Source organism: Pseudarthrobacter sp. 902506025, assembly GCF_040702325.1.
Taxonomy (GTDB): domain Bacteria; phylum Actinomycetota; class Actinomycetes; order Actinomycetales; family Micrococcaceae; genus Arthrobacter.
The window spans coordinates 14,526-39,341 of the sequence record NZ_JBFBKW010000018.1; the positions used below are offsets into that span (position 1 = coordinate 14,526).

General features: G+C 66.3%; 22 protein-coding genes and 1 pseudogene. 14 read left to right on the plus strand and 9 right to left on the minus strand.

Translation table 11 applies throughout. The features are described 5' to 3' along the window. Positions 1-95: 95 nt before the first annotated feature. The 5 genes from AB0280_RS21005 (at position 96) to AB0280_RS21025 (ending at position 4,349) form a co-directional block, all read left to right on the plus strand. Positions 96-503 carry a DUF1304 family protein gene (locus AB0280_RS21005; RefSeq protein ID WP_307492207.1) on the plus strand — a complete coding sequence of 136 codons (408 nt, stop codon included), beginning with the start codon at positions 96-98 and terminating at the stop codon, positions 501-503. Positions 504-606: 103 nt separating this feature from the next. Next, a complete protein-coding gene (locus tag AB0280_RS21010) occupies positions 607-1,842 on the plus strand; it encodes a mechanosensitive ion channel family protein (protein WP_307492205.1) in 1,236 nt (411 codons plus the stop codon). A gap of 41 nt (positions 1,843-1,883) precedes the next feature. Further along, on the plus strand, positions 1,884-2,636 hold the full coding sequence (locus AB0280_RS21015; protein ID WP_275182213.1) for an ArsR/SmtB family transcription factor: 753 nt from the start codon (positions 1,884-1,886) through the stop codon (positions 2,634-2,636). 40 nt (positions 2,637-2,676) lie between these two features. After that, positions 2,677-3,954: a hemolysin family protein gene (locus AB0280_RS21020; RefSeq protein ID WP_307492203.1), complete on the plus strand. Its 1,278-nt coding sequence runs from the start codon at positions 2,677-2,679 to the stop codon at positions 3,952-3,954. Continuing rightward, positions 3,951-4,349 carry a hypothetical protein gene (locus tag AB0280_RS21025; protein ID WP_366368638.1) on the plus strand — a complete coding sequence of 133 codons (399 nt, stop codon included), beginning with the start codon at positions 3,951-3,953 and terminating at the stop codon, positions 4,347-4,349. The genes AB0280_RS21020 and AB0280_RS21025 overlap by 4 nt, the downstream gene beginning before the upstream one ends. A 15-nt stretch (positions 4,350-4,364) precedes the next feature. On the opposite strand, the gene AB0280_RS21030 is transcribed toward AB0280_RS21025, so the two are convergent. From AB0280_RS21030 to fdhA, 5 genes are all read right to left on the minus strand, one after another. Beyond that, positions 4,365-5,114, minus strand: a complete 750-nt coding sequence (locus tag AB0280_RS21030; protein WP_159632770.1) for a dienelactone hydrolase family protein — start codon at positions 5,112-5,114, stop codon at positions 4,365-4,367. Positions 5,115-5,158: 44 nt separating this feature from the next. Next, positions 5,159-6,520, minus strand: coding sequence for an MFS transporter (locus tag AB0280_RS21035; protein WP_159632771.1), 1,362 nt, complete (start codon positions 6,518-6,520; stop codon positions 5,159-5,161). A 68-nt stretch (positions 6,521-6,588) separates the two neighbouring features. Continuing rightward, the gene (locus AB0280_RS21040) at positions 6,589-7,524 is read right to left on the minus strand and encodes a serine hydrolase (RefSeq protein ID WP_159632772.1); all 936 of its coding nucleotides are present in this window, start codon (positions 7,522-7,524) and stop codon (positions 6,589-6,591) included. Positions 7,525-7,800: 276 nt separating this feature from the next. Continuing rightward, complete coding sequence (locus AB0280_RS21045) at positions 7,801-8,154, minus strand: GNAT family N-acetyltransferase (RefSeq protein ID WP_224025170.1); 354 nt, start codon at positions 8,152-8,154, stop codon at positions 7,801-7,803. A gap of 111 nt (positions 8,155-8,265) precedes the next feature. Next, positions 8,266-9,477, minus strand: coding sequence for a formaldehyde dehydrogenase, glutathione-independent (fdhA, locus tag AB0280_RS21050; protein ID WP_159632774.1), 1,212 nt, complete (start codon positions 9,475-9,477; stop codon positions 8,266-8,268). 305 nt (positions 9,478-9,782) lie between these two features. Between fdhA and AB0280_RS21055 the strand changes: the two genes are divergently transcribed. The 4 genes from AB0280_RS21055 to AB0280_RS21070 all read left to right on the plus strand — a co-directional run bounded on the left by AB0280_RS21055 (position 9,783) and on the right by AB0280_RS21070 (position 17,680). Continuing rightward, positions 9,783-10,757, plus strand: a complete 975-nt coding sequence (locus AB0280_RS21055) for an aldo/keto reductase (RefSeq protein ID WP_224025168.1) — start codon at positions 9,783-9,785, stop codon at positions 10,755-10,757. A 191-nt stretch (positions 10,758-10,948) separates the two neighbouring features. Continuing rightward, on the plus strand, positions 10,949-12,616 hold the full coding sequence (locus AB0280_RS21060; RefSeq protein WP_307492196.1) for a RecQ family ATP-dependent DNA helicase: 1,668 nt from the start codon (positions 10,949-10,951) through the stop codon (positions 12,614-12,616). Between the two features lie 37 nt (positions 12,617-12,653). Continuing rightward, the gene (locus AB0280_RS21065; protein WP_307492194.1) at positions 12,654-13,856 is read left to right on the plus strand and encodes a TerC family protein; all 1,203 of its coding nucleotides are present in this window, start codon (positions 12,654-12,656) and stop codon (positions 13,854-13,856) included. A 146-nt stretch (positions 13,857-14,002) separates the two neighbouring features. Continuing rightward, positions 14,003-17,680, plus strand: a complete 3,678-nt coding sequence (locus tag AB0280_RS21070) for a TM0106 family RecB-like putative nuclease (protein ID WP_366368643.1) — start codon at positions 14,003-14,005, stop codon at positions 17,678-17,680. 19 nt (positions 17,681-17,699) lie between these two features. On the opposite strand, the gene AB0280_RS21075 is transcribed toward AB0280_RS21070, so the two are convergent. From AB0280_RS21075 to AB0280_RS21085, 3 genes are all read right to left on the minus strand, one after another. Beyond that, on the minus strand, positions 17,700-18,026 hold the full coding sequence (locus AB0280_RS21075; RefSeq protein WP_366368645.1) for an acylphosphatase: 327 nt from the start codon (positions 18,024-18,026) through the stop codon (positions 17,700-17,702). Positions 18,027-18,127: 101 nt separating this feature from the next. Further along, a complete protein-coding gene (locus tag AB0280_RS21080; protein ID WP_366368647.1) occupies positions 18,128-19,063 on the minus strand; it encodes a glycosidase in 936 nt (311 codons plus the stop codon). Between the two features lie 262 nt (positions 19,064-19,325). Next, positions 19,326-20,387 carry an adenosine deaminase gene (locus AB0280_RS21085; RefSeq protein WP_425328631.1) on the minus strand — a complete coding sequence of 354 codons (1,062 nt, stop codon included), beginning with the start codon at positions 20,385-20,387 and terminating at the stop codon, positions 19,326-19,328. Positions 20,388-20,696: 309 nt separating this feature from the next. Between AB0280_RS21085 and AB0280_RS21090 the strand changes: the two genes are divergently transcribed. Next, on the plus strand, positions 20,697-21,338 hold the full coding sequence (locus AB0280_RS21090) for a transglycosylase family protein (RefSeq protein ID WP_275182226.1): 642 nt from the start codon (positions 20,697-20,699) through the stop codon (positions 21,336-21,338). Positions 21,339-21,521: 183 nt separating this feature from the next. Here the strand turns inward: AB0280_RS21090 and AB0280_RS21095 are convergent, their stop codons facing one another. Next, positions 21,522-22,109 (minus strand): hypothetical protein, encoded by a 588-nt coding sequence (locus AB0280_RS21095; RefSeq protein ID WP_366368648.1) that lies wholly within the window; start codon positions 22,107-22,109, stop codon positions 21,522-21,524. Positions 22,110-22,265: 156 nt separating this feature from the next. Here AB0280_RS21095 and AB0280_RS21100 point away from each other — a divergent pair, with 156 nt between their 5' ends. The 4 genes and pseudogenes from AB0280_RS21100 to AB0280_RS21115 all read left to right on the plus strand — a co-directional run. Further along, positions 22,266-23,183, plus strand: coding sequence for an MSMEG_6728 family protein (locus AB0280_RS21100; protein ID WP_366368650.1), 918 nt, complete (start codon positions 22,266-22,268; stop codon positions 23,181-23,183). 3 nt (positions 23,184-23,186) lie between these two features. After that, the gene (locus tag AB0280_RS21105) at positions 23,187-24,047 is read left to right on the plus strand and encodes an SDR family oxidoreductase (RefSeq protein WP_366368652.1); all 861 of its coding nucleotides are present in this window, start codon (positions 23,187-23,189) and stop codon (positions 24,045-24,047) included. A 69-nt stretch (positions 24,048-24,116) separates the two neighbouring features. Next, positions 24,117-24,512, plus strand: coding sequence for a DUF1622 domain-containing protein (locus AB0280_RS21110; protein WP_275182227.1), 396 nt, complete (start codon positions 24,117-24,119; stop codon positions 24,510-24,512). A gap of 75 nt (positions 24,513-24,587) precedes the next feature. Further along, a pseudogene (locus AB0280_RS21115) lies at positions 24,588-24,816 on the plus strand (hypothetical protein); the annotation flags it as partial.

A 24,816-nucleotide genomic window follows, 5' to 3' on the forward strand; every position in this document is an offset into this window, starting at 1 on the left:
CGGCCCCTGGGGGCCGGTTTCTTCCAGTCGGCGCAGGCTGGAAATCCCCTTGGGAGGGGATGGAGCGCCGGTGGGGCCGGGCCTACCCTTCGAGCATGAACACCGTGTCGCAGATCTTCGCGGTGATGGCCGCGGCCATCTATATCTTCGTCTTTCCGGTGGAGAGCTTCCTCCTCCGCCGCAACAGGTGGGCGCAGAAATTCCTGAGCACGCCGCCGGAGAACGTCCCCGCCGTGATGATGTGGGCCATCCCCACCGGGTACCGGAACCTGCTGATTGGGCTGGGGGTGATCGCGGGCGTGGTCGCGGCCAACTCCGGCCACCTGGTGGTGGGCTACACGCTGGTGGTCTACTGCTGCGCCAACATGGTCCTCACTGCTCCCACCATGCTGCTCGCAGACCTCCAGGGGCACTATCCCCGGAAGTGGGACAGCGTGCCGGGGACCCTCGCGGCAACGGTCCCTGCCCTGGTGGCCCTGCTCCTGCTGCCCTTCGGTCCGTAGCTTCTCCGGGGCACGGTCCACAGCGGCCGCTGCGCCCTACAGCGGGCACGCCCCGGGGGTACCCGATTTCGGAGCCCGGCAAAGGCTTGATAGACGTTAAAGGATGCCTGACTTCCTGAATCCCGCCCTGCCCTTCATCGCCATGGCCCTGGCGGTGGTGGCCGGACTCACCCTGTCCTGGCTGCTCCGCAAGATCGTCCTCAAGCTCAACCGCAATCGGCCCGAGCTGCAGGCCACCTCCCGGGTAGCCCGCCAGCCGCTGCGGCTGGCACTGTGCCTGGTGGGCGTCCGCGCCGCGCTGGGGCTGACGGCTGCAGGCGAAAGCTGGCATGCCGGCGTCGACCATCTCCTGCTGATCGCCATGATCGGCGCGTTCGCGTGGCTTGCCATCGCGGTCCTGCTGATCGTGGAAGCCGTGGTGCTGAACCGGCACAGCGTGGACGTGGCGGACAACCGGCGCGCCCGGCGGCTTCGCACGCAGATGATCCTGGCCCGGCGGATCGCCGTGGCACTGGTGGTGGTGCTCGCCCTCGGCACCGCGATGCTGACGTTCCCCGCGATCCAGGCACTCGGGGCCGGGCTGCTGGCGTCCGCGGGCGTGATCTCGATCGTGGCAGGCCTCGCCGCGCAGACATCCCTGGTGAATGTCTTCGCCGGCATGCAGCTGGCCTTCACCGATGCCATCCGCGTTGACGACGTGGTGGTGGTCCAGAAGGAGTGGGGACGGATCGAGGAGATCACCCTCACGTATGTGGTGGTCCATCTCTGGGACGACCGCCGGCTGATCCTGCCCTCCACCTACTTCACCACCACCCCGTTCGAGAACTGGACCCGCCGCCAGTCCGAGGTGATGGGCACCGTGGAGTTCGACCTCGACTGGCGCGCCCCCGTGGAGGACATGCGGACCGAACTGCGCCGGGTCCTGGCCGGCACCGAACTGTGGGATAAGCGCGTGGGCGTCCTGCAGATCACCGATGCCACCGGAGGCTTTGTCCGCGTCCGCATCCTGGTCAGCGCCGCGGACAGTGCCGCGCTGTTCGACCTGCGCTGCCTGGTCCGCGAAACCATGGTCACGTTCCTCCAGCAGAACCATCCGCAGGCGCTGCCGCACCAGCGCTGGGAGCAGGCAGCGGACGACGCCGGCACGGCCGCCCGGCGCAAGGCACCCCTGCGCGGGCTGGGTGCGTCGGGGGCGGCGGGTGCGCATGCCCCGGCGGACCCGCACGAATCGCAGCTGTTCACCGGTTCCATCGAGGCCGTGGAACGGTCGCGGGCCTTCACCGGTCCCGGCGACGAGGTGTTCGAAGAGCGCGACCGGAACCTGGCATCCCATAACTAAAACCCTTGATATGTGACCATATGGTCACCTATCATTAAGGCATGGACGACGTGTTCAAAGCACTCTCCGACCCCACCCGCAGGGACCTGCTCGACGAGCTGTTCCGCGAGGACGGCCAGACCCTGAGTGCGCTTGAGGCACGGTTCAGCATGAGTCGGTTCGGGATCGCCAAGCACCTCCGCATCCTGGAGGACGCAGGCCTGGTGGTGGCGCGCCGTCGCGGGCGGGAAAAGCTGCACTTCCTGAACCCGGTCCCCATCCGCCTGGTCCACGACCGCTGGGTCAGCAAATACGCAGAACCATGGGCCGCTGCCCTCAGCGACCTCAAATCCAGATTGGAAAGTCCCATGGAAAAAATCTTTGAGATCTACATCAAGACCACGCCGGAGAAGCTCTGGGAAGCCATCACGGACAGCGACATCCGCAGTAAGTACCAGTTCGGCAATACGCTGCAGGCTGACTGGACTCCCGGCGGCCGCTTCGAAATGGGCAACCCCAAGGCCGGCCAGATCCTGGGCGAAGGTGAGAACCTGGAGGTTGATCCGCCGCGCCGCCTGGTCCAGACCATGCGCGCGCTGTGGGGCGAGGACGTCAAGGCCGAGGGCACGTCCAAGGTCACCTGGGAGATCGAACCGGTAGGCGATTCCTGCCACCTCACGGTCACCCACAGCGACCTCCGCGAGGGCGCCAACGAACAGCTCTACGGCGGCTGGCCGATGATCCTCTCGGGCCTGAAGACGTGGCTGGAAACCGGTGAAAAGCTCACCACGCCCGGGTCCCTGATGTACACCTAGGGGCCGCGCCAACCGGTCCGCTGATCGGTAAGGTCATGTCATGGACAGCGGCGCCCTGGTCAATATTGGGTTGGTTCTCGGTTTCGTACTGCTGGGCGGGGTGTTCGCGGCGGCGGAGATGGCCCTGGTGTCCCTGCGCGAAAGCCAGGTGCGCGGGATCGAGAAGTCAGGTGACACCGGCGCCCGGACCGCCGCCCTGGCACGCAACCCCAACCGGTTCCTCTCCACCGTCCAGATCGGGGTGACCCTGTCCGGGTTCTTCTCGGCGGCCTATGGCGCCTCCGCGATCGCCCCCGACGTCGTCCCCCTCCTCGAAGCGCTGGGGCTGGGCGCGGCGGCCGGGCCGGTGTCCTTCATCGGCATGACCCTGCTGGTGGCCTACCTGTCCCTGGTCCTGGGTGAGCTCGCCCCCAAGCGGCTGGCACTGCAGCGTCCCGTCGCGTTCACCAAAGTACTCGCCCCGCCGCTGGTCGGACTCGCCCGGGTCATGCGTCCCGTCATCTGGCTCCTGTCCGTGTCCACCGACGCCGTGGTCAGGCTCCTTGGCGGCGACCCCCGGGCCAAGCGGGAGGGCATCAGTTCCGAGGAGCTCTGGGACATGGTGGCGGACAGCGAACTGCTCGAAGAGAGCAGCCGGAATATCGTGGCCGACGTGTTCGGCGCCGGGGACCGGACACTGCAGGAGGTGATGCGCCCCCGTACGGAGGTGACCTTCATCGACGGCGCCATGAGCGTTGCCGACGCCCGCAGGATGGTCAGGGACGGCCCGTATTCGCGGTTCCCGGTGATCGGGAGGAGCCCGGACGATGTCCTGGGCTTCGTGCACATCCGGGACCTGATGCCCCGCGACGAAGTCCAGGAGCAGTCCCCGGTGCGGACTCTTGCCCGGGAGATCCTTCCGCTGCCCGGGACCAACCGGGTACTGCCGTCGCTGTCCAGGATGCGTAAGACCAACCAGCACATCGCCCTGGTGGTGGACGAGTACGGCGGCACTGACGGGGTGGTGACGCTCGAAGACTTGGTGGAGGAACTGGTGGGCGAGATCTATGACGAGTACGACACCGGCGCCGAGCATGAGGACCGGGTCAACGTGGCCAACGGCTTCATCGACGTGGACGGCGGCCTGATCCTGCAGGAGTTCAAGGCAGCCACCGGGATCGCCCTTCCGGAAGGCCACTACGAGACCGTGGCCGGATTCATGATGGACCGGCTGGGGCGCCTGCCCCGCGCAGGCGACCGGGTGCAGATCCCGGGTTACGTGCTGGCGGTCCTCAGCATGGACAGGCTCCGGATCGCCCGCATCCGGGTCACACCGTGACCGGGATGCGGGCGGCTGACAAAGCTGGAACGCACGACGGCGGCAGGCGCCTTGCCGGGGACCAAAGGCCCTACGGCGAGGTCCATCCCTGCCGCACGGGCATCGTGGTCAGCAACCACGTCTCAACGCCCAGCGGGATCGAGTCTTCCTCGTCCTCGAGCAACTACACGGACGCCCTGAGCTCCAATGATGGAAGCACGTCCACGACCATCAGCACCCAGACGCACTCCCATTTCCTGGTCCGCGACGGGCAGGTCTTCGAGATGGGCCAGCACTACCGTGAGCAAACCACGCTGACAGGCCCGGACGGCACCCGGCAGTGCTGGGACAGGGAGGATTCTCACCGGGTGGGGAACTCCGTCCAGTACGACCGCGAGGCGCACTACTGCCCTTAAGTCAGCGGCAGCAGGTCATGCCTGGGTACCAAGCCCCTGCTTCAAAAAGGTGAGCGTCCGTGCCCAGGCGTCGGCGGCCGCAGTGGCGTTGTAGGTATACCTGTTGGTGTCGTTGAAGAAGGCGTGGCCGGTGTCCGGGTAGACAACGGCTTCGAAGTCCACGCCGGCTGAGCGCATCCGTGACTTCAGGCCGGGAAGCTCCTCCATGAGTGCCTCGTCCTGCTCGCCGTAAAAAGCCAGGACGGGGCAGTTGATGGCGCGTAGCTCTGCGTCCTTGAACTCGGCGTGCCCGTAGAACGGCACGGCGGCGCGCAGCCGCGGCTCGGCAACGGCGAGGGAGAAGGTGTAGGTCCCGCCCAGGCAGAAGCCTGTCGCGGCCACCCGCCCTGCCAGCCCAGGGAGGCCTTCCAGGTGGTCAAAGCACACGCGGAGGGCGGCGAGTGCGTGTTTGGCATATTCCGGGGAGCGCATCGGCGCCATGTGCTTGCGCAACCGCGGCTGCGCGTTGCTGCGCTGTTCCGGATCGAACGCCGCCTCCTGCAGCTCCCCTGTCAGGTCGGACGTTCCCCCGGCTCCGGACAGCAGGTCAGGGGCCACTGCGAGGTAGCCTTCCGCCGCGAAGCGGTCAGTTACATCCTTGGTATGGCCTACCAGCCCCCAGACTTCGTGGACCACCACCAGGCCGCCTTTGGGAATCCCGGCCGGTTCACTGATGTACGCCTGGACGGCGGTTTGGGCGTTGCCCAGAGTCATCATGTTTCCCATGGGGCCAGCATGGCACGCTCCCCCGGGCCCTTCCAGAGGTGGGGCTACGCCTTTTGCTGCCGCCAGAATACGGAGATCCCCAATGTCACCGCACAGAGAACCAGCATGGCCAGGACCATCCTCATCCAGCTGTCCTGGTGCACGCCGCCGGACGCAAAAACCCCGATCATCACGGTGGCGGTGATCGCCCCTACGTAGCGGCAGGTTTGGTAGATCCCGGCAGCGACGCCCCGGTCCTGCGGCCGGGTGGACACAAACATGCCCTGGTTGGAGGCGATGCTCACGGTCCCGTACGGGATGCCCATGAGGGCCGTGAGGACCACCACGACGGGGATGGCCAGCGTACCGGTCAGCAGCCACATGAGGGCCGCCACCACCGTCAAAAGGACGACGCCGGCAAGCAGCACCCGCCGGACCCCGAACCTTCCCATTGCAGAGACTGCCCACGGGGTGGCCACCACGGACATGCCGGCCAGCGGCAGCATCAGCAGGCCTACCACGCCGGGATCGTATCCGCCGGCTTCCTGCAGGAGTTGTGGGAGTCCGAAGAAGACGAAGTAGTAGACGCTGCTGAAAACGGCGAAGGCCAGGTACACCAGCATCAGCGGCCTGTTCCGGCCCAGCAGCCGCAGGTCCAGGAACGGCTTGGCGAAGCGCAGCTCACGCCAGGCAAACAGCGCTGCGATGACGGTTCCACCGGCAAGCATCAGCCAGCGGTAGTCCGGTGCCACGTTCAGCGCGGCCATCATGACCAGCAGCAGCGCGCCGATGAATCCGGCGATGCCCGGCAGATCCGAGTCCCGCACCAGCTCCGCCACGCTGCCGCGCTCCCGGGCCTTGTCCGGCGGGGCGGCCTTCCGCACGATCAGCAGCGCCGCCAGGGCCAGCGGGACATTGACCAGGAACAGGGACTCCCAGCCCACGAAGCCCACCAACAGGCCGCCCACCACGGGACCCACCGCGGCGGCGGACGTGTTGGCCATTTGCAGCCGGCCCAGCGGACGTGCCGTATCCACCTTTGCCTGGTGCGCGAGCGCCCCCACCATCACCACCGCGCTGGGATACGCGGTGGCCGTGCCGAGGGCCATGACCGCCCGAGCGACGCAGAGCAGGGCGAAGTTGGGGGCCAGCGGAGCCAGGGCGCAGGTGATGGCCACCAGCCCCATGCCCAGCAGGAACATCCGCCGCGGGCCGAACCGGTCGGCCAGCCGGCCCATGACGGGCTGGCCGGCGGCAGAGGCCAGGTAGAACGACGTGACCACCCAGGTGACGGCAGCGACGTCGAGCCCGAAGTCAGCGCGCAGCACCACCAGGGCCACGGCGATCATGGAGGAGTTCAGCGGGTTCAGTGCCGTGCCCAGGCTGAGGCCGGCGACGGCCAGGGCAGTCCGGGGGTTGTTGCTCACGGTAACAGTCTGGCCCACAGCGGACGCCGGGGACGACTTGGCCGGATCCCGGCGTGGTGTGGCGTTGGCTATTTGCCCGTCAGTCCCACCGGGAACAGCGCGTCCTCGACTGCCCGGGTAAGGTCCCGGATCACCTCTGCCTGCCCGTCATCCGGAACGCCCTCCGGGTTCTCCGTATAGATCACCAGCGCGAACGTCGACCCGCGGTAGCTCAAGAGCGCAGCGTCGTGCAGTTCCCCGGACACTTCCCCGTACTTGTGGTGCACGTCCACGCCGGACCGTGACCCGGCGGGAATGAGGTCTTCGTTGTTGGTGTCCTGCATGTAGCTCAGCAGCTGCTCCGTGTTGTCCTTGTCCAGGAGCTCCCCCGCGTACAGCTTCTTCAGGATCAGGGCCATGTCCGCGGCGGTCAGCAGGTTCTGTTCGGGGTCGTACGCGACGCCGATGGAGGCCGCGTAGGCGGTCAGCTGTGGGTGGCCCACCGCGTCCATGAGCAGCAGCCAGGAATCGTTGTTGCTGTCGTTGACCATGGCTTTGAGCTGGAACGCGGCGTCGTAGTCGCCCATGGGTTCGTCCAGGCTTGCCTGCCCGTTCTCCACCAGGTGGTAGTAGGCGGCGGCGGTCAGGATCTTCGCCGTGCTGGCCGCTGTAAAGGTGTTTTCATCGCCGAACGTCCGCTCGGCGCCCCCGGACACGTCGGCGAGCGCCAGCCCAATCCGGTATTCGTCGGCTTCGCTGAGGATGCTGTCCACGCTGTCCTGCAACGACGGCGGGGCTGCCGCCACCGGTGCCGCGGGAACCGCCGGCTCGGTGGGAACCACTGCCCCCGTCGGCGGCTCGGACCGGACCACGGCCAGGGTGATGGTGCCGACGATGACCAGCACCACGGCAAGGGCCAGGATCAGCAGCCTTCTGTTGCCCCGTGCCTTGCCGGACGAAGGCTTGCCCGGTGCCGGCGGCGGAGCGTCCCGGCCTGGTTTGGGCACCACGGGGTGCATGGACATACAAGGGCTCCTGTCCCGCCTCGGCAATCACAAAACAACGTCAGCGCGGCGTTGAGCCGCGCTGACAAATGCTGATTAAATCACCGGAGTTTGGGAGCTTCCTGAAGGCTTGCCGGGTGTTCCACCGGGCGGTCCTGCCGACGCGGAAATCCGCTGTCGACGCACAAATTTCCTCGCGCGTTCCGAACGCCGTCCGCGCCAGGGAGCCGGCGCCTCGGGAACCACTTTGCGCGTCGGAACCGGGGTTCAAAAGGGCAAGCCTTTGCGCGTCAAAACCTAGCCGCGGGTGCGGGCGGCGATCGCGGTCTCCAGGAATTCCAGGTGCGCCGGGGCAACGGCAACTACGCTGCCCAGGTATTCGGGGTGCTTGGCCAGGAACTTCTTGATGAACGGGCACACCGGGACGATGCCGATGCCGTCCTCAACCGTGCTATCCAGGGCGGCCGTGGCCAGGCGGCCGGCCAGGCCCTGACCGCCGTATTCCTCATTGATGACCGTGTGGTAGAAAATCCGCTGCGGCGACTCCCCGCCGTCGTACTCCTTGTACGCCGCCTTGCCGATGACATTGCCGGCATCAAGAATCTCGAAGCGTTCGCGCCCAGGGGTGTGGCGGACGGTGATGTCGCTCAAGGGAACTCCTTCAGTTGCGGGTGTGCTGACCGTGCAAAGCCTAACCCGGCCCGGTCCGCTCTTATTTCCGCAAGTGAAGGTTCCTTGGCGACATCCCCGCCCGCCGTCGCGTCAGCTGAGGTAGCCGTTCGGGTTAAGGACGTACTTGGTGGCTGCGCCGGCGTCGAACTCCGCGTAGCCCTTCGGTGCGTCCTCCAGCGGAATTGCCTTTGCGTTGACGTTCTTGGCGATGTGCACCCGGTCATTCAAGATGGCCATCATCAGCTGCCGGTTGTACTTCATCACCGGGCACTGGCCCGTGGTGAAGCTCAGCGACTTGGCCCAGCCGGTGCCAAGGCTCAGCGACAGCGCACCCTTCTTGGCGGCCTCGTCGATGCCGCCCGGATCGCCCGTGACATACAGGCCCGGGATGCCCAGGGCACCGCCGGCCGTCGTGAGCTCCATGAGGGAATTCAGGACCGTCGCGGGCGCCTCCTTGGCGTCGTGCCCATGGCCCTTCGCCTCGAACCCTACGGCGTCGACGCCGCAGTCCACCTCGGGGACGCCGAGGATTTGCTCGATCTGATCCTTCGGATCGCCCTTGGACAAGTCCACGGTCTCACAGCCAAAGCTGCGTGCCTGCGCCAACCGGCCCTCGTTCATGTCGCCCACAATGACGACGGCGGCACCCAGCAGGTGCGCACTGGTCGCCGCTGCGAGGCCAACAGGACCGGCCCCTGCCACGTAAACGGTTGAGCCGACACCCACACCGGCTGTGACCGCACCGTGGAACCCGGTGGGGAAGATATCCGAGAGCATGGCCAGGTCCAGGATCTTCTCCATGGCCTTGTCCTTGTCCGGGAACTTCAGCAGGTTCCAGTCCGCATATGGCACCAGGACATAATTGGCCTGGCCGCCCACCCAGCCGCCCATGTCCACGTAGCCGTAGGCGCTGCCGGGGCGATCCGGGTTCACATTCAGGCAGATGCCGGTCTTGCGCTCCTTGCAGTTCCGGCAGCGGCCGCAGGCGATGTTGAACGGCACCGAGCAGAGATCGCCCACCTTGATGAATTCGACGTCACGGCCCACTTCCACCACTTCACCGGTGATTTCATGGCCCAGCACCAGGTTGGGTGGAGCCGTGGTGCGGCCGCGGACCATGTGCTGGTCCGACCCGCAAATGTTGGTGGCCACGGTTTTGAGGATGACCCCGTGGTTGACCGGGCGTCCCACGTTGGCGGGGTTGACCCCGGGGCCGTCCTTGAGCTCGAACGTTGGATAGTCAATGTCAATTACTTCGACCTTGCCGGCTTCTTTGTAGGCAACGGCTTTGTTCCCTGTCATCTATCGCTCCTGTAGTCAGGCGTCCGGTGGGACGGCCGTGATCTGGGTAGGTGAGACATCCCGCGGAGGGGAACAGTCCTGGCCGGTTGGTGCATCCTGATGTTTGGCATGGTCAGGTACCGGTTCCCGGGGTGGGGATCCGCCCAGTCTAGGCACGGCCCACAGAGCGGTCTAGGGGTAGGAGCCCCTTGTTTACCGGAGGCTTCAGGTGGGGAAGTGTTATCCGCGGCGTAGGCTGTACCAACCGGCTCCAGGCACGCAGGCTGGCCGGTCCCCAGGCAAGTTCTACCGTTGAGGAGAACGGCATGAAAACGCGCACTATTGGACAACTGACAGTTTCCGCCCTTGGCCTTGGCTGCATGGGCATGAGCGAGTTCTACGGCGGCGGCGACGAGCAGGAGTCGGTTGCCACCATCCACGAATTCCTGGACGCCGGGGGATCGCTGCTGGACACGGCAGACATGTACGGGCCCTTCACGAACGAAAAACTTGTGGGCCGGGCCATTTCCGGCCGCCGCGGGGACGTTGTGCTCGCCACCAAGTTCGGCAACGAACGCCGGGAGGACGGTTCCTGGGTGGGCATCAACGGCCGGCCCGAATACGTCCGGTCCGCATGCGACGCCAGCCTCCATCGGCTGGGGGTGGACCACATCGACCTCTACTACCAGCACCGGGTGGACAAAACGGTTCCCATCGAGGACACAGTGGGCGCCATGGCGGAACTGGTCCAGGCCGGCAAGGTCCGGCACCTGGGCCTCTCCGAAGCATCCGCGGAGACCATCCGGCGAGCGCACGCGGTCCACCCCATCACTGCGCTGCAGACCGAGTACTCGCTGTGGGAGCGGGAGCCCGAGACCAAGGTGTTTCCCGTGCTGGCGGAGCTGGGCATTGGTTTTGTGCCGTACAGCCCGTTGGGCCGTGGCTTCCTGACCGGCCAGATCCGCAGCGCGGACGACTTCGCGGAGGACGATTTCCGCAGGCACTCCCCCCGGTTCCAGGGCGAGAACTTCACACGGAACCTGGAACTGGTGGACCGGGTCAAGGAGCTGGCGGACCGGAAACAGTGCACTCCCGGCCAGCTGGCCCTGGCCTGGCTGCTGGCGCAGGGTGAGCATATTGTTCCGATCCCGGGCACCAAGAAACGCGAACGCCTGCGCGAGAACCTTGGCGCCGTGGACGTGGAGCTGACCCAGGACGAGCTTCAGCTGCTGGACCAGCTGGCGCCGGCTGGGTCTACTGCGGGCGCGCGCTACCCCAACATGTCCACCATCGACACGTAACCTCCGGGAACCACGCACGGACGGCCCTTGCCCGCATAAGCGTTGCCGGCCAGCACCGCTTATGCGGGCCAGGGCCGTCCATGACCAGCGGCCGCTGCAATGGTTTACGACGGCGGGGCGGGGCTGGCGTAGGGTGGTCCTACGGCTGAAGCAAGCGGCTGCTGTTTTCTTCTGTGCGGAGCTCCGTTTCCATGTCCGACGAATCTGCCCTTCGGGCCCTTGCTGCTTCATCCTTCAACCTGCCGGACCTCCGGGACGGGCAACTGGCCGGCATGGCCGCCCTTGCGGACGGCCGCGACGTCCTGGCCGTCATGCCCACTGGCTACGGCAAATCCGCCATCTACCAGGTCGCAGCCCTGCACCTGCACAAGGCAACGGGACGTCCCGCCGTCGTGGTTTCTCCGCTGATCGCCCTGCAGGAGGACCAGCTGGATGGCCTGTCCCAGGTCCTCGGACCGGACGCCGCGGTGGCCATCAACTCCTCGCACAGCGACGCCGAGGTGGAAGCCTCCTGGCGGGCCGCCGAGGAGGGTACGGCGGTGTTCCTGTTCCTCGCCCCGGAACAGCTGGCCAAGCAGTCAACCGTGGACCGGATCAAAGCCCTGGACATCACGTTGTTCGTGGTGGACGAGGCACACTGTGTCTCCTCATGGGGGCACGACTTCCGGCCGGACTACCTCGCGCTGGGAAATGTCCGCGCGCAATTGGGCAACCCGCCCGTGGCAGCCCTGACAGCCACGGCCTCCCCGCCGGTCCGGGACGAAATCGTGGAGCGGCTCGGGATGAAGAAGCCGCTGGTGCTGGTGCACGGTTTCGACCGGCCCAACATCACCCTTGACGTGGTCCGGCACCACGAAGACAAGGGCAAGCGCCAGACCGTGCTTGAGCAGGTGGCAGCGCTGGCCAGGAACGGGCATGGCCTCCTGTACGCCGCCACGCGGAAGGACACGGAAAAGTACGCCGCCAGGCTGGCCAAGGAGGGCCTGCGCGCCGAGGCGTACCACGCTGGCCGTCCCGCCAGGGACCGCGAACATATCCACGAGCTGTTCCTGAACGACAAGCTGGACGTGGTGGTGGCCACCACCGCGTTCGGCATGGGCATCGACAAGCCCAACGTCCGTTTCGTGGTCCACGCCGACATTCCCGAGTCGCTGGACTCCTACTACCAGGAGATCGGACGCGCGGGCAGGGACGGCCAGCCCGCTTCCGCAGTGCTCCACTACCGCTCCGAGGACCTTGGCCTGCGGAAGTTCTTCGGCACCCACTCCCCCGATCCCGACTCTCTCCTTGCGATCCTGAAGGTCCTCAAGGCGGCCCATGCCCCCACCCCAAGGTCATCCCTTGCCGAGTTGACGGGTTTCAAGGCCCGGCGCATTACCGGGCTGGTGAACCAGCTGGAGGAGACAGGCGCCGTCAGTGCCGGCAAACGGGGAGTCCGGCTGACGTCCAAGGCAAAGCTGCCCACGCTGGTGGCGGACGCCGTCGAACTGGCCGAAGCCCGCCAGCGCGTGGACCAGTCCCGGCTCACCATGATGCGCGCCTACGCGGAAACAGACGGCTGCCGCCGGCAGTTCCTGCTGGGCTACTTCGGCGAGGACCTTCCGGAGCCCTGCGGAAACTGCGACAGGTGCGCCGAAGCCGCCAACCAGGCGGAGATGAGAAAGTCCGACGGCGGGGTCCCGGCTTCCGCAGCCGACGAGCCATTCCCGCTGCAATCCACGGTGGTCCACAAGGAGTGGGGCCCCGGCCTGGTGATGCGGCATGAGGACGATGTCATCACGGTGCTCTTCGAGCAGGAGGGGTACAAGACGCTTTCGCGAGCGGCCGTCGTGGAGCATCAACTCCTGAAGCCCGCTTAGGTAGGCTGGGAGGACCCTCCGACGAAAGGCCCTGCGCGTGGAAGTACCTGCGTATGTCTGGACCCTGACCATTGCGGGAATCATCGGGCTGCTGGCCTTCGATTTCTTCTTCCACGTCCGCAAGGCCCACACCCCTTCCCTCAAGGAATCGGCCACGTGGTCCGCCATCTACGTGACCATCGCGGTGGTGTTCGGCCTGGTTGTGCTGCTGTTCGGGGGCGCCGACATGGGCACCGAATACTTTGCCGGCTACGTCACGGAGAAGGCATTGTCAGTAGACAACCTTTTCGTCTTCCTGATCATCATGGCCAGCTTCAAGGTGCCCCGCGCGGACCAGCAGAAGGTGCTGCTGTTCGGCATCGTGTTCTCCCTGATCGCGCGCACGGCGTTCATCTTCCTGGGCGCGGCACTGATCAACAGTTTTGCCTGGGTGTTCTACATCTTCGGACTCATCCTGCTCCTCACGGCCGGAAACCTGCTCAAGCCGGAAGACCATGATGACGACTCCGACGGCCTGGTGGTCCGGCTTGCCAAGAAACTGCTGCCCGCCTCCGAACATTACGACGGCGACAAACTCTTCACAGTGGAGAACGGCAAGCGGGTCCTGACCCCGATGCTGCTGGTCATGGTGGCCATTGGCGGCACGGACATCCTGTTCGCCCTGGACTCGATCCCGGCCATCTTCGGCCTGACCCAGAACGTCTTCGTCGTTTTCACCGCCACCGCGTTCTCGCTGATGGGCCTGCGGCAGCTGTTCTTCCTGATCGACGGACTGCTGGACCGGCTGATCTTCCTCTCCTACGGCCTGGCGGTCATCCTGGGCTTCATCGGCGTGAAGCTCATCCTGCATGCCCTGCACGAGAACACCCTGCCGTTCATCAACGACGGCGAGCACGTCAACGTGGTGGAGGTCAGCACCGGCCTGTCACTCAGCGTGATCCTCGGGGTGCTGGTGGTGACCATCCTGGCGTCTGTCTTCAGCCCCAAGGGCAAGGCCAAGAACGCGGTCTCGGGGGCGAGGCGGCATGCCACCGAGTACGTGGACCTCAACTACGAGACGGACATGGCGGAGCGGGACAAGATCTTTGCCAGGATGGTCCGTGAGGAGGACCAGATCCGCAAGCTCCCCGAGAAGTACAAGCGGCTGATCCGCAATGAAACCGAGTTCCTGGACCTGATCCGGACCGCCCACGACCAGCACGACAAAGCCCAGGTGCGGGCTGCCGCCACGGAGGGCTGACGCCGGCGGCTCCGTTTGGCGCCTGGAAAGAGCCCTGCCCGGGGCCAGCACCGGGGCTTGCTGGAGTGTTTGTCAGCCCCTCTTGCTACGTTTGATCCCAGGCCAGGGGAACCGTCCTCCGGCCCGCGAACAGTTGGGGAGGCCCCGTGTTTCTGCTCGACGCTGCCGGCAAGGATGCCGGACCCGGCACACCGCCGGACCTGGTCTTTTCGGCCAGTGACCTGGTGGCAGCCAGCGAGTGTGAGTACCGCGCGCTCCGCATCCTGGACGAAAAGCTGGGCCGCACCGCCAAGGCGGAGTTTCCCGCTGACGAGATGCAGAAACGCGCCGGCGGGTTGGGCGACCAGCATGAGCGGACCGTGCTTGCCAGCCTGGTGGCCAAGTACGGCGAATGGGACGCCAGCCGCGGCGCAGGGGTCTATTCCCTTGACCGGGGCCAGAACCTGCGCGGCGATCTGCAGGCCAAGCACGCCGAAACCGAACTCGCCCTCCGTTCCGGGGCAGACGTGGTTTTCCAGGCCACCTTTTTCGACGGCGAATTTTTGGGCTACGCCGACTTCCTGGTCAACGAGGCCGCCGGGACCGGCAGTCCCGGCCGCTACGAGGTGTGGGACACCAAACTTGCCCGGCATGCGAAAGTGGGGGCGCTGCTGCAGCTTGCCGCCTACGGCGACCAGCTCCTGGGGATGGGCCTGGAGCCCTCACCGGTTGTCACGCTGGTACTTGGAACGCGGGTGGGCGATGACTGGCTCAGGAGCAGCCATTCCCTGCCGGATCTCCTGCCCGTCTTCCGGGAACGACGCCGGCGCTTCCGCCACCTCACAGCCGGCCACCGGGCCGGTGACAGCCCAGTGCAGTGGCAACAGCCCGGCGTCGCCCACTGCGGACGCTGCGACTACTGCGCGGAGCAGGTGCAGCTTCACAGGGATCTCCTGATGGTGGCTGGCATGTCCGTGGTCCAGCGGCGGAAGCTGCACGGGGCCGGCATCACCACCATCGACGAGCTGGCGGCCATGCCTGCCGGCGAGGCCAGGAACTCGGTGGCCAGGCTCCGCGCCCAGGCGCGGATGCAGCTTGGCCTGGACCCGACTGCAGGTTCCCGGACGTTCACCAAGGATGGACAGCCGCATACAGTGTCGTTCAGCGTCCTTTCCGACCATACGATCGGCTCGCTTCCTGCCCCCAGTGCCGGGGACATCTTCTTTGACTTCGAGGGCGATCCGCTCTGGCAGGATCCCGCCACCGGCGCCTGGGGCATCGAATACCTGTTTGGTGTCATAGAGGCCCCGGTGCCGGGCGCCCCCGGGGATCCGGTGTTCCGGCCGTTCTGGGCCCATTCCCGCTCCGGCGAGCGCCGCGCCTTCCTCGACTTCCTGGATTACGTCGAGGAACGCCGCGCCATGTACCCGGACATGCACGTCTACCACTACGCCGCCTACGAAAAAACGGCGCTGCGGAACCTGTCCCTGGCGCACCAGGCCGGTGAGGACACAGTAGACGACTGGCTCCGGCAGGGGCTGCTGGTGGACCTGTACGCCACGGTCCGGCACTCCATCCGGGTCTCGGAAGCGTCCTATTCCATCAAGAAGCTGGAACCGCTTTACATGGGGGACAACCTCCGGTCCGGGGAAGTCAAGGACGCCGGGGCCTCTGTGGTTGCGTACGCCGCCTACTGCGCCGCCCGTGATGACGGGCGGCAGGACGATGCCGACGCCATCCTCGCCTCGATCTCGGACTACAACCAGTACGACTGCCTCTCCACCCTCCGGCTCCGGGACTGGTTGCTTCAGCTGGGCCAACAAGCCGGTGTCCCCGGAGAGCCAAGCCAGGACGCACTGGGAGCGGTGGATGCTGCGGGCGGACAGGCCACTCTGGCCGGGCAGGTGCTGTCAGCGGCCGGCGAGGGAACTGCCGGTGACGGTTCAGCCCACGCCGGTGAGTCGCCTGAGGAAACCAGGCTGCGGGAGTACCTTGCAGCGTTGCCGGACAACCGTCCGTGGACCGACGACGAGCGCGCCATCGCCATGGTTGCCGCCGCCACCGGATACCACCGCCGCGAGCGCAAGCAGTTCTGGTGGCAGCATTTCGACCGGGTCGAGGCACCGCTGGACAACTGGTCCGACCAACGGAACGTGTTCGTTGTGTCCTCGGCGGAAGTTGTGTCGGACTGGGCCCTGGCAAAGCCCCGGGAACGGATGCGCACACGGATACTCAAGCTCCGGGGAACCATGACCGAGGGCTCAGATTTCCGCCCCGACTCCAGCTGGTGCCGCCTGTATGACGCGCCTGGACCCGATGGCATGACCGATCCGCCGGCCGCGTCCGGTGCGCGGGCATTCACGTTCGGGACCAGGATCAGTGAGCTGGAAGCGGCGCCGGACAGCCCGGAACACCTGATCACCATTGCGGAGCGGGAGACCGGAAAGTTCCGCGCCTACCCGCACCTGCCGGTGGCCCTCACCGAGGACCAGCCCCTCGCGACCGCCAGTATTGAAGCCGCCATCGCGGCGATTGCCCAGGCTGTCGGCTCTTCCGTGCCGTCCCTCCCCGCGCAGCCGGGCCTGGACATCCTGCGGAAGCTGCCGCCGCGGTTCCGCTCCCGGCAAGGACCAGCCGAAGTGCTGCCTGGTGAGGACGGCACCGCTGACTATGCACGGGCGATCACCGAGTCGCTGCAGGACCTGGACCATTCCTATCTGGCCGTCCAGGGGCCGCCGGGGACAGGCAAGACGTTCGTGGGTGCCCATGTGATCGGCAGGCTGGTAGCCCAGGGATGGAAAATCGGCGTGGTGGCCCAGTCGCACAACGTGGTGGAAAACCTGCTTTGCCGGGCCATTGAAACCGGTGGAGTGGATCCGCAGGTGGTGGGCAAGAAACTGGCCGCTCCACACCAGGTTCCCTGGAACCATACGGCGGAAGGCGATGTGGCCCGGCTGCTGGCGTCGCCGGGCGGATGCCTGGTCGGGGGCACGGCATGGACTGTGACCGGCAAGGAAGTCCCGGCAGGGTCACTGGATCTTCTGGTCATTGACGAGGCAGGCCAGTTCTCGCTGGCCAACACCCTGGCGGTCTCTGTGGCAGCCACGCGGCTGCTCCTGCTGGGCGACCCGCAGCAGCTCCCGCAGGTTACACAGGGCACGCACCCCGAACCCGTGGATGAATCCGCTCTCGGCTGGCTTGCCGCCGGCCACGCTACCCTGCCCGCCAGCCTTGGGTACTTCCTGGCAGATACATGGCGCATGCATCCGGAGCTGTGCCGGGCGGTGTCCAATCTCAGCTATGAAGGAAAGCTGCGTTCCGCTCCTGCCGCGTCCCTCCGCGAACTGGAGCAGCTGGCCCCGGGCGTGGAGACGGTCCTGGTCAACCACGCGGGCAACACCACAGCGTCACGGGAGGAGGCGGCGGAAGTTGTGCGCCAGGCCCGCCGCCATCTTGGCCTGAAGTGGACCTGCGGCCCGGAGAGCGAGGCCCGTCCCCTCGAGCAGCAGGACCTGCTGGTGGTTGCTGCCTATAACGCCCAGGTCCATCTGATCCGTAAGCATTTGGCAGAGGCCGGCCTGCCGGAGGTGCGGGTGGGAACTGTGGACAAATTCCAGGGCCAGGAAGCTCCGGTGGTGCTGGTCTCCATGGCGTGCTCCGCGGTGGCCGAGGCCCCCCGCGGTGCGGAATTCCTGCTCAACCGGAACCGTATCAACGTGGCCGTATCCCGCGGACAATGGCGTGCCGTGATCATCCGCTCCCCGGAGCTCACCAGCTACATGCCGCACAAACCCGCGGCGCTGGAAGAACTTGGCGCCTTCATCGGCCTAAGCCCCCGAGAGTAGCCGCACAGAAACGGTGCCGTCAGTGCGCCCGGAATCCGCCAAAGGTCCCCTGGGCAGCTGAAAAGCCGGACTCAACCCGCTCCACCCGCCCAGGGGTCCGGTCCGACTTGAGCCAGTCCAGCAGTTTCCGGACCTGCGGTTCGGCGCCTTCGGCAATGACCGACACCGAACCGTCGGCGAGGTTGCTCACCTCGCCGGACAATCCAAGTTCCTCCGCGGTGCCCATGGTCCAGTAGCGGAAGCCCACACCCTGGACCATCCCGAACACCCGGGCGTCCAGGCGGACAGCATCCTGGGCCGAACCGCCCCGCGCCGAATCGTGCGCTGAGCCCGCGTGCCTGCCCATGGTGCTCCTTCTCCAAACCTTGCTGCCCCCATCGGGTCGCAGTAACCGCGTCCCTCAACCCGGGAGACGGTTACTGCGACCCGATCGGGGCTGCGTAAGGGCTAGTTGATGGTGATGTCGCGGGTGGCGTGGTTGTAACGGATGGTCACGGTGCCGCCGGTGTGGTGCAGCTCGTGGTTGGGGCCATCGAAGGTGCCGAAAGCGCCGTAGTTCTCAGTCCACGAGCGGTTGAGTGCGATCTTGAACGTGTAGAAGCCGGCGGGAAGCTCGGCGCTCTTCTTCCACAGCTGGTCCAGGAAGTCGAACTCCATCTGTGCCTCGTCATACTGCGGCGCCCAGTTCTCGGGTGCACCCAGGATGGTGTTGAAGTCGCCGGCCAGGGCCACGGCTTCGGGCTGCGGCAGGGTTTCGACGTCCGGACCCTCCAGCGGTTCGGCAGCAACATCGGCAGCAGGTGCAGCAGCGGCCTTGTCCTTCGCGGGCGTCTTGCCCTTGCGGACGGCTGCCACCACGGGCTCGACGGCGTCTTCGATTGCCTTGGCGGCCTTGCCCACAACGGAGGCTGCCTTCTTGGCCGGGGCCTTCTTGGCGGTTTTCTTCGGAGCTTCCGTCTTGGCCGGAACCTCAAGTGTGGCCGCGGCGGCAGAGACGGGGCGGACAAAGCCTGCGGGAGCCGTGGGGACCGGGGTGTCGGCAGGGACGGGAGTACCGGCGTCGAGCGCCGCCGCGAAGGTGTCAGCGTCCGGGAAGGCGACCGTGGCGCGCATGCCGTCCTCGGTGATGGTCCAGCCGGTGCGGCCCTTGATCAGCCAGCCGGCCTTCACCAGCTTGGCGGTGGCCGAGGTGAGGGTCTTGTGGCCGCGCGGGATGCCGCCGCTGAGGAGTTCGGCCTCATGGTCGGTGAAGGGCACGCGGGCGGTTGCCTCCGCCAGGACCTGGCCCGCATTCAGTGCATCGCCGGACCACACGCCTTCGGTCAGGACATCCAGGACGGTCTTGAGTCGAAGGTAGGTGTTTTCTGCGGTGGACTTGGCCATGATTCCCCTTATATAAAAGCGATCGGTCTTAGGCATCTTGCCAACTGCCCATTAAATCGCGCGACTTTAATTGGTTAACTCTGCGTGTCGTGACCGACTGTGAAGCGGATGGTGCCGCAAGTGAGGCGGAGGTCTCGGGTAAGGGCTGTCTGCATAACCCTCGAAGCGCTGGCATGGGTGCCGCCCTGCACTCCCCGGACACGCCTGCGGCACCTAGTTTACCGGGCAAAAAGCACCGCTGTTGCGCCCGACACAGCGGGGTTCAGTCGGACACTTCCCTGCCGTTCAATTCCGCCAGCAGTTCCGCCTTCCGCTCCTCCGACGCGAAGGAGGAGTGGATGGAGTTCGCGGCCAGGCGTGCCTTGTCGAAATCGGAGAGGTCGAACACCGCGGTGAGCTGCGCAAAGTTGTCATCCACGTACCCGCCGAAGTACGCGGGGTCGTCGGAATTGACCGAGACATTCAGGCCGGCTGCCAGCATGGCGGGCAAGGGATGATCGGCGAGGGTGTCCACGGCGCGGAGCCGGACGTTGGACAGGGGGCAGACCGTCAGGGGCATGCGTGCGTCCACGAGGCGCTCCACCAGGTCGGGATCGTCCATGCAGCGGATGCCGTGGTCGATCCGTTCCACGCCCAGGACGTCCAGGGCTTCGATAATGTACGACGCGGGGCCCTCCTCCCCTGCGTGGGCCGTCAGCCGCAGGCCCGCTTCACGCCCCTTCCCGTACAGCCGCTCGAACTTGGAAGGCGGGTTGCCCACTTCGGCCGAGTCCAGGCCGATCGCACCGATCGGAGCGTTCATGGCCAGCAGTTGATCCAGGACTTCCAGGGCGGAGTCCTCCGGGAGGTCACGCAGGAATGCAGCGATCAGCATGGTGGAGATGCCGTAGTCCTCCTCCGACGTGGCAAGGACAGAGGCGACACCTTGGACGCAGGCCTCCAGGGGAATCCCGCGGGATACGTGCGCCTGCGGGTCCATCATGATTTCCGCGTGCCGGACGCCGGCGGCAGCAGCCCGCTCCAGGTATGCCCGGGTCATGTCCGCGAAGTCCTGCTCGGTCCGCAGCACGGCCATGTTGGCGTAGTAGAGGTCCAGGAAGGACTGCAGGTCTGTGAACTCGTACTTTTCGCGCAGTTCCTCCAGGCTCGAGTACGGCAGCGCAAGGCCGTTGCGTTCGGCCAGGGCGAAGATGAGCTCGGGCTGCAGCGTGCCCTCAATGTGCAGGTGCAGTTCGGCCACCGGGAGGGGCTTGGCAGGGACCGCAGGTTCCGCGAAGTCCGTTTCGGTTTCGGGCATGGTGCTGCCGCCGGGAAAGTTGTCCATCCGGTCAGGATAGTGCCCCACCCGGTTTCGCGCCTGCCCGGGCCTCTGGAAGCGGAATGGTCCAACCCGTGGAGCGTGCCATGGCCCACTCAACACGCCTGCCGGAATCTCGATTTGATAACGCCCAAACGATGTCCTAGCGTGAAATGCATGCCCGTTCGGCGGGCTTCTTGATTGCCCGGTGCTGCCTTCACCAGAACTGCCCAGCGGCAGCCACCGATAGTGACCTCTATTCGTCAGGGGCGGGCAGTGGCGCGACGATCTCCGGGGACGGAACCAGCGCTGGTGGCCTTCAGGAGCATCACCATCATGAAAAACACCAAATTCCGTACTGCCGCACGCCGCGGAGTCACCCTGGCCGCCGTCTCCGCGGCAGGTTTGGCCCTCTCAGCCACGGCGGCCAACGCAGCGACCCCCACCTCCACCTGGGATGCACTCGCCCAGTGCGAGAGCGGCGGGAACTGGTCCACCAACACGGGCAACGGCTTCTCCGGCGGCCTGCAGTTCACCTCCAGCACCTGGTCAGCCTATGGCGGAACCGGTTCCCCGGAGAACGCCAGCCGTGAACAGCAGATCGCTGTCGCCGAGCGGGTGCAGGCATCCCAGGGCTGGGGCGCCTGGCCGTCCTGCTCGTCGCAGCTCGGACTGAGCGGCGGCGGCGGAGCACCGGTCCAGAGTGCCCCCGTTCAGAGCGCCCCCGTGCAGAGCACCCAGGTTCAGAGCGCGCCGGTCCAAAGCGCTCCGGTCAAGCAGGCACCTGCGCCGCGGCATGCCACTTCGGTTCCCCTCAGCGGCGAGACCTACACCCTGCAGGCCGGGGACACCTTGAGCATCGTGGCCCAGAAGCTCGGCATCCAGGGCGGCTGGCAGCACCTTGCCGACGCAAACCTGGACACCATTTCGGATCCGAACCTCGTGTTCGAGGGACAGGTCATCCAGCTCCCCGCCTAATAACTGGGGACGTTGCACCAGCGGCTGCGGCCGCCGCGCCCATTCACAGGCGCCACAGACAGGTCGGCGATAGACAAATTCCGTCGACCAAAGAACGACGCCGGCACACCCCCATAAGGGATGTGCCGGCGTCGTACTTTAATCAGTCAGCCCCTGCCGCCTTGGGCGGCAGGGACCGGACGGTCAGCTGGCGGGGAGCTCGCGGACGATCCGCACCTTCCAGGCGGAATCGTCGCTGGTGTCCAGCAAGGCGACGGTGCCATGTGCCAGATTCAGGGCAACCCGCTTGACAGCCAGCAGCTCCAGGTAGAGGTGCTCGTTCATCCGGCTGGGGGTGTCGATCATGTACTTGACCGCGTCGCGCAGCTGCCGGTAGTTGGCGCTGCGTTCCCGGTGCATGTGCAGTTCCAGCGCGGAGCGTTGCTTGAGCCGCGGCTCGTGCCGGTTGAGCAGTGTCACGGCGGTGTGCACTGCAACCACGAGGGTCAGCGAGACGCCGTAGATCCACCAGCCGCTTGAGAGCAGGAACAGGGGCAGGTTTCCAATGGCCACGAGCGCGATGACCACCCGGAGGGCGGCGATGCGGCGGACCGTCCTGGCGACGGCAGCCATGCCATCGCGGAACCGGTGCTGATCCTTGCGCGCGGCGGCGGGATCGATAATGAACTCGTCCAGAACCAGGATTCCCTGGGCTTCCGGGCCCAGCATCTGCCCGTAGCGGGGCAGCGCGGTGCGGGCGTGGTCGACGGCTTTGTCAGGTGTAGATGTCATGAGAGAGCTTCCAAAACGCGGGGGTGGTTGCGGTGATCTTAGTGGTTTAACCTGAAAGCCGTATGCAGGCGTCCATTATTTGGACAGGTCGCACTGCCTCAAGTGGTCCTGCGCACTGTAATTGGAACATCCGGCGCATGCCGTCAGACTGAATAGATGCAAACCTTCCTCCCGTACCCTGACTTCCGCGAAAGCGCCAAAGCCCTGGACACCGCACGGCTGGGCAAGCAGCGGGTTGAAGCGCTGCAAACCCTTCGCGCCCTGGTGATTCCGGAGTACGGCTGGCAGACCCATCCCGCTATCCGGATGTGGATGGGCCACGTTCCCGCCCTCACCATGTATGGCCTGGCCATGGCGGACGAATGGATCGAGCGCGGCCACCCGGACAACACCCGCGCGAACATCGCGGAGTTCGCGCCGCAGGCAGCCCACCCTGACTACGCCGCCAAAATCGTGATGCCGCCGTGGCTCGGGGACCCCGACTTCCACTTGAGCCACCGTTCCAAGCTGGTGCACAAGGAGCCCAAGTTCTATACCCGCGTTTTCCCGGACGCGGTCCCGGATATGGACTACGTCTGGCCGGATCCGCGGCACGAATTCCTGCCGCAGGAGCCGGAAGGGGACATTCTGTGGATCCTGCGCGAGCCGCACGACGACGTCGACCCCCAGTCCCTTACCACCGTGGCGCTTCCGCCGGTGAACCGGGCTGCTGCTGCCGCCGCGGCGGCGGCCGGGGACGACGGCTACTCTCCCGTCTACGTGGAGGATGGCTCCCGCCGGCCTTCCCGGGCCCCCAAGAAGGCGGCGCCCAGGCCGCAGATGAAGAAGCCCACCCGTAAGCGCCTGGCGCAGGAGGAGGCCTTCCGGACCCTTCCGGGAAAAACGCCGGTTGCTGTTCCGTTCGAGAACGGGGCCAGGTTCGCCGTCGGACAGGTGGTTGGGCGCCCCCTTACGCTCGATGACGGCCGTTTCGGCAGGAATTTCGAAGTCACGGAGATCATTGACCGCTCGGCATTCGCGTACCCTGCCCTGCTGCAGGATCCCCGCGTGTTCTTTCCGGTAGAGGCACCGTAGGCCATGACGGTTCTGTTGGCGGGGTGTGGGGACCTGGGCACCGAGGCGGGCCTGCGGTTTGCTGCCCTGGGCCACCGGGTTGTGGGCTGGCGCCGCTCCCCCGCCAAGCTGCCGGCGGCCATCGAAGGTGTCGCGGCTGACTTGGGATCGAAAGACCTGCCGCCCGTCCCCGCGGACACCACCGCCGTCGTCATCGCTGTTGCTGCTGACTCCCCTACCGAGGAGGCATACCGCGCTGCGTATGTACGCGGGCTGGAAAATGTCCTTGATGCCCTGAAGCGTGACCAGGTGTCGCCGGAGCGGATCATCTTTGTGTCCTCCACTGCCGTATACGGGGACGCGGGTGGGGGCTGGGTGGATGAGTCCACCACCGCGGAGCCGGGCGGGTTTTCCGGCCGGGTGTTGTTGGAAGCCGAGGGGCTTCTGCAAGCCAGGCTCTCGGGGACCCGCACGGCCGGCGTCTCACTCAGGCTGGGAGGCATCTACGGGCCGGGCCGGACGCGCCTGATTGACCAGGTGAAGACGGGCTCTGCCGTGATCCCTGAAGACGTGCGCTACACCAACCGGATCCATCGCGACGACGCCGCGGCTGCCATCGTGCACCTTGCCGGAATGGCAGCTGTACCGGGCCCCGTATACATCGGCGTGGACAATGAGCCGGCCGACCTCGGCGCGGTGTTGCGATTCCTGGCAGCTGAACTTGGTTTCCCTGAGCCCAAGGTGGGTGACGCAGGACCTGCCCGCGGGGGCAACAAGCGCTGCCGTAACGGTCTCCTCCGCAGCGCGGGATTTTCCTTCTCGTTTCCGACATTCCGGGAAGGGTACAAGGACGTTATAGCGGGGAACGGCGTCCGCCATCCGTGAGTGCGTCCGCCGTCCCCTGACCACTGCCACGGCCCGCCCAGCGGGCCTTGGCCTGAGTTGAGGCAGGGCATGGAATTCCGGCAGATTATTGAGACGGTTGGGCAGCTGGTCGACTTCGCCGGAGTTGCTGTGATGGTGATCGGCGCGGTGGTCTCCCTCCCGCTGGCGATCCGTGGCCATCAGCCCCGGCTTCTTCCGCCAGGTGCTGAAAAGCTGAGTTTCTACCGCTCCTACCGGCAGTTGCTGGGCAGATCCATTCTGCTGGGGCTGGAACTGCTCGTCGCTGCCGACATCATCCGCACCGTTGCCGTCACGCCTACGTTCGCCAGCGTCGGGGTGCTGGCCATCATCGTGCTGATCAGGACGTTCCTCAGCTTTTCCCTGGAGCTGGAAATCACCGGGCGCTGGCCGTGGCAGAAGGAACCCTCAGCGGCCCGTGCCGGGTCAACCGCCGCCGCGGGCTGAGGTCCGCCGCCCACGTTTTCCACATAGGGGTCTTTGGGTCTCTTCATTGTCAGGGGTGGCTGGCAGAGTGTGGTTATGGAGGCCATTGGGGAGCATCTAGGTGCGGCGTACGGCGGGAAAGCGTACGACGCCGGCAGCTGGCTGCCGCGCCCGGCCCACCTTCATGCGGTCCCAGGGGAGGCTTCACAGCACCGCGCCACAGGCCCTGCCCACCAGGACCTCCTGGCTGGGTTGGCGGCCCGGCTCGCGGCCGTTTCCCTGGCCGCCCCGGATGTGCTGGAGTCTGCCTCCTATCTCGAAGCCG

Coding starts and splice junctions, on each gene's coding strand:
- AB0280_RS21005 (WP_307492207.1), top strand. CDS start 96: ATGAACACCGTGTCGCAGATCTTCGCGGTGATGGCCGCGGCCATCTAT.
- AB0280_RS21010 (WP_307492205.1), top strand. CDS start 607: ATGCCTGACTTCCTGAATCCCGCCCTGCCCTTCATCGCCATGGCCCTG.
- AB0280_RS21015 (WP_275182213.1), top strand. CDS start 1,884: ATGGACGACGTGTTCAAAGCACTCTCCGACCCCACCCGCAGGGACCTG.
- AB0280_RS21020 (WP_307492203.1), top strand. CDS start 2,677: ATGGACAGCGGCGCCCTGGTCAATATTGGGTTGGTTCTCGGTTTCGTA.
- AB0280_RS21030 (WP_159632770.1), bottom strand. CDS start 5,114: ATGGGAAACATGATGACTCTGGGCAACGCCCAAACCGCCGTCCAGGCG.
- AB0280_RS21040 (WP_159632772.1), bottom strand. CDS start 7,524: ATGTCCATGCACCCCGTGGTGCCCAAACCAGGCCGGGACGCTCCGCCG.
- fdhA (WP_159632774.1), bottom strand. CDS start 9,477: ATGACAGGGAACAAAGCCGTTGCCTACAAAGAAGCCGGCAAGGTCGAA.
- AB0280_RS21055 (WP_224025168.1), top strand. CDS start 9,783: ATGAAAACGCGCACTATTGGACAACTGACAGTTTCCGCCCTTGGCCTT.
- AB0280_RS21060 (WP_307492196.1), top strand. CDS start 10,949: ATGTCCGACGAATCTGCCCTTCGGGCCCTTGCTGCTTCATCCTTCAAC.
- AB0280_RS21075 (WP_366368645.1), bottom strand. CDS start 18,026: ATGGGCAGGCACGCGGGCTCAGCGCACGATTCGGCGCGGGGCGGTTCG.
- AB0280_RS21080 (WP_366368647.1), bottom strand. CDS start 19,063: ATGGCCAAGTCCACCGCAGAAAACACCTACCTTCGACTCAAGACCGTC.
- AB0280_RS21085 (WP_425328631.1), bottom strand. CDS start 20,387: ATGGACAACTTTCCCGGCGGCAGCACCATGCCCGAAACCGAAACGGAC.
- AB0280_RS21090 (WP_275182226.1), top strand. CDS start 20,697: ATGAAAAACACCAAATTCCGTACTGCCGCACGCCGCGGAGTCACCCTG.
- AB0280_RS21095 (WP_366368648.1), bottom strand. CDS start 22,109: ATGACATCTACACCTGACAAAGCCGTCGACCACGCCCGCACCGCGCTG.
- AB0280_RS21100 (WP_366368650.1), top strand. CDS start 22,266: ATGCAAACCTTCCTCCCGTACCCTGACTTCCGCGAAAGCGCCAAAGCC.
- AB0280_RS21105 (WP_366368652.1), top strand. CDS start 23,187: ATGACGGTTCTGTTGGCGGGGTGTGGGGACCTGGGCACCGAGGCGGGC.
- AB0280_RS21110 (WP_275182227.1), top strand. CDS start 24,117: ATGGAATTCCGGCAGATTATTGAGACGGTTGGGCAGCTGGTCGACTTC.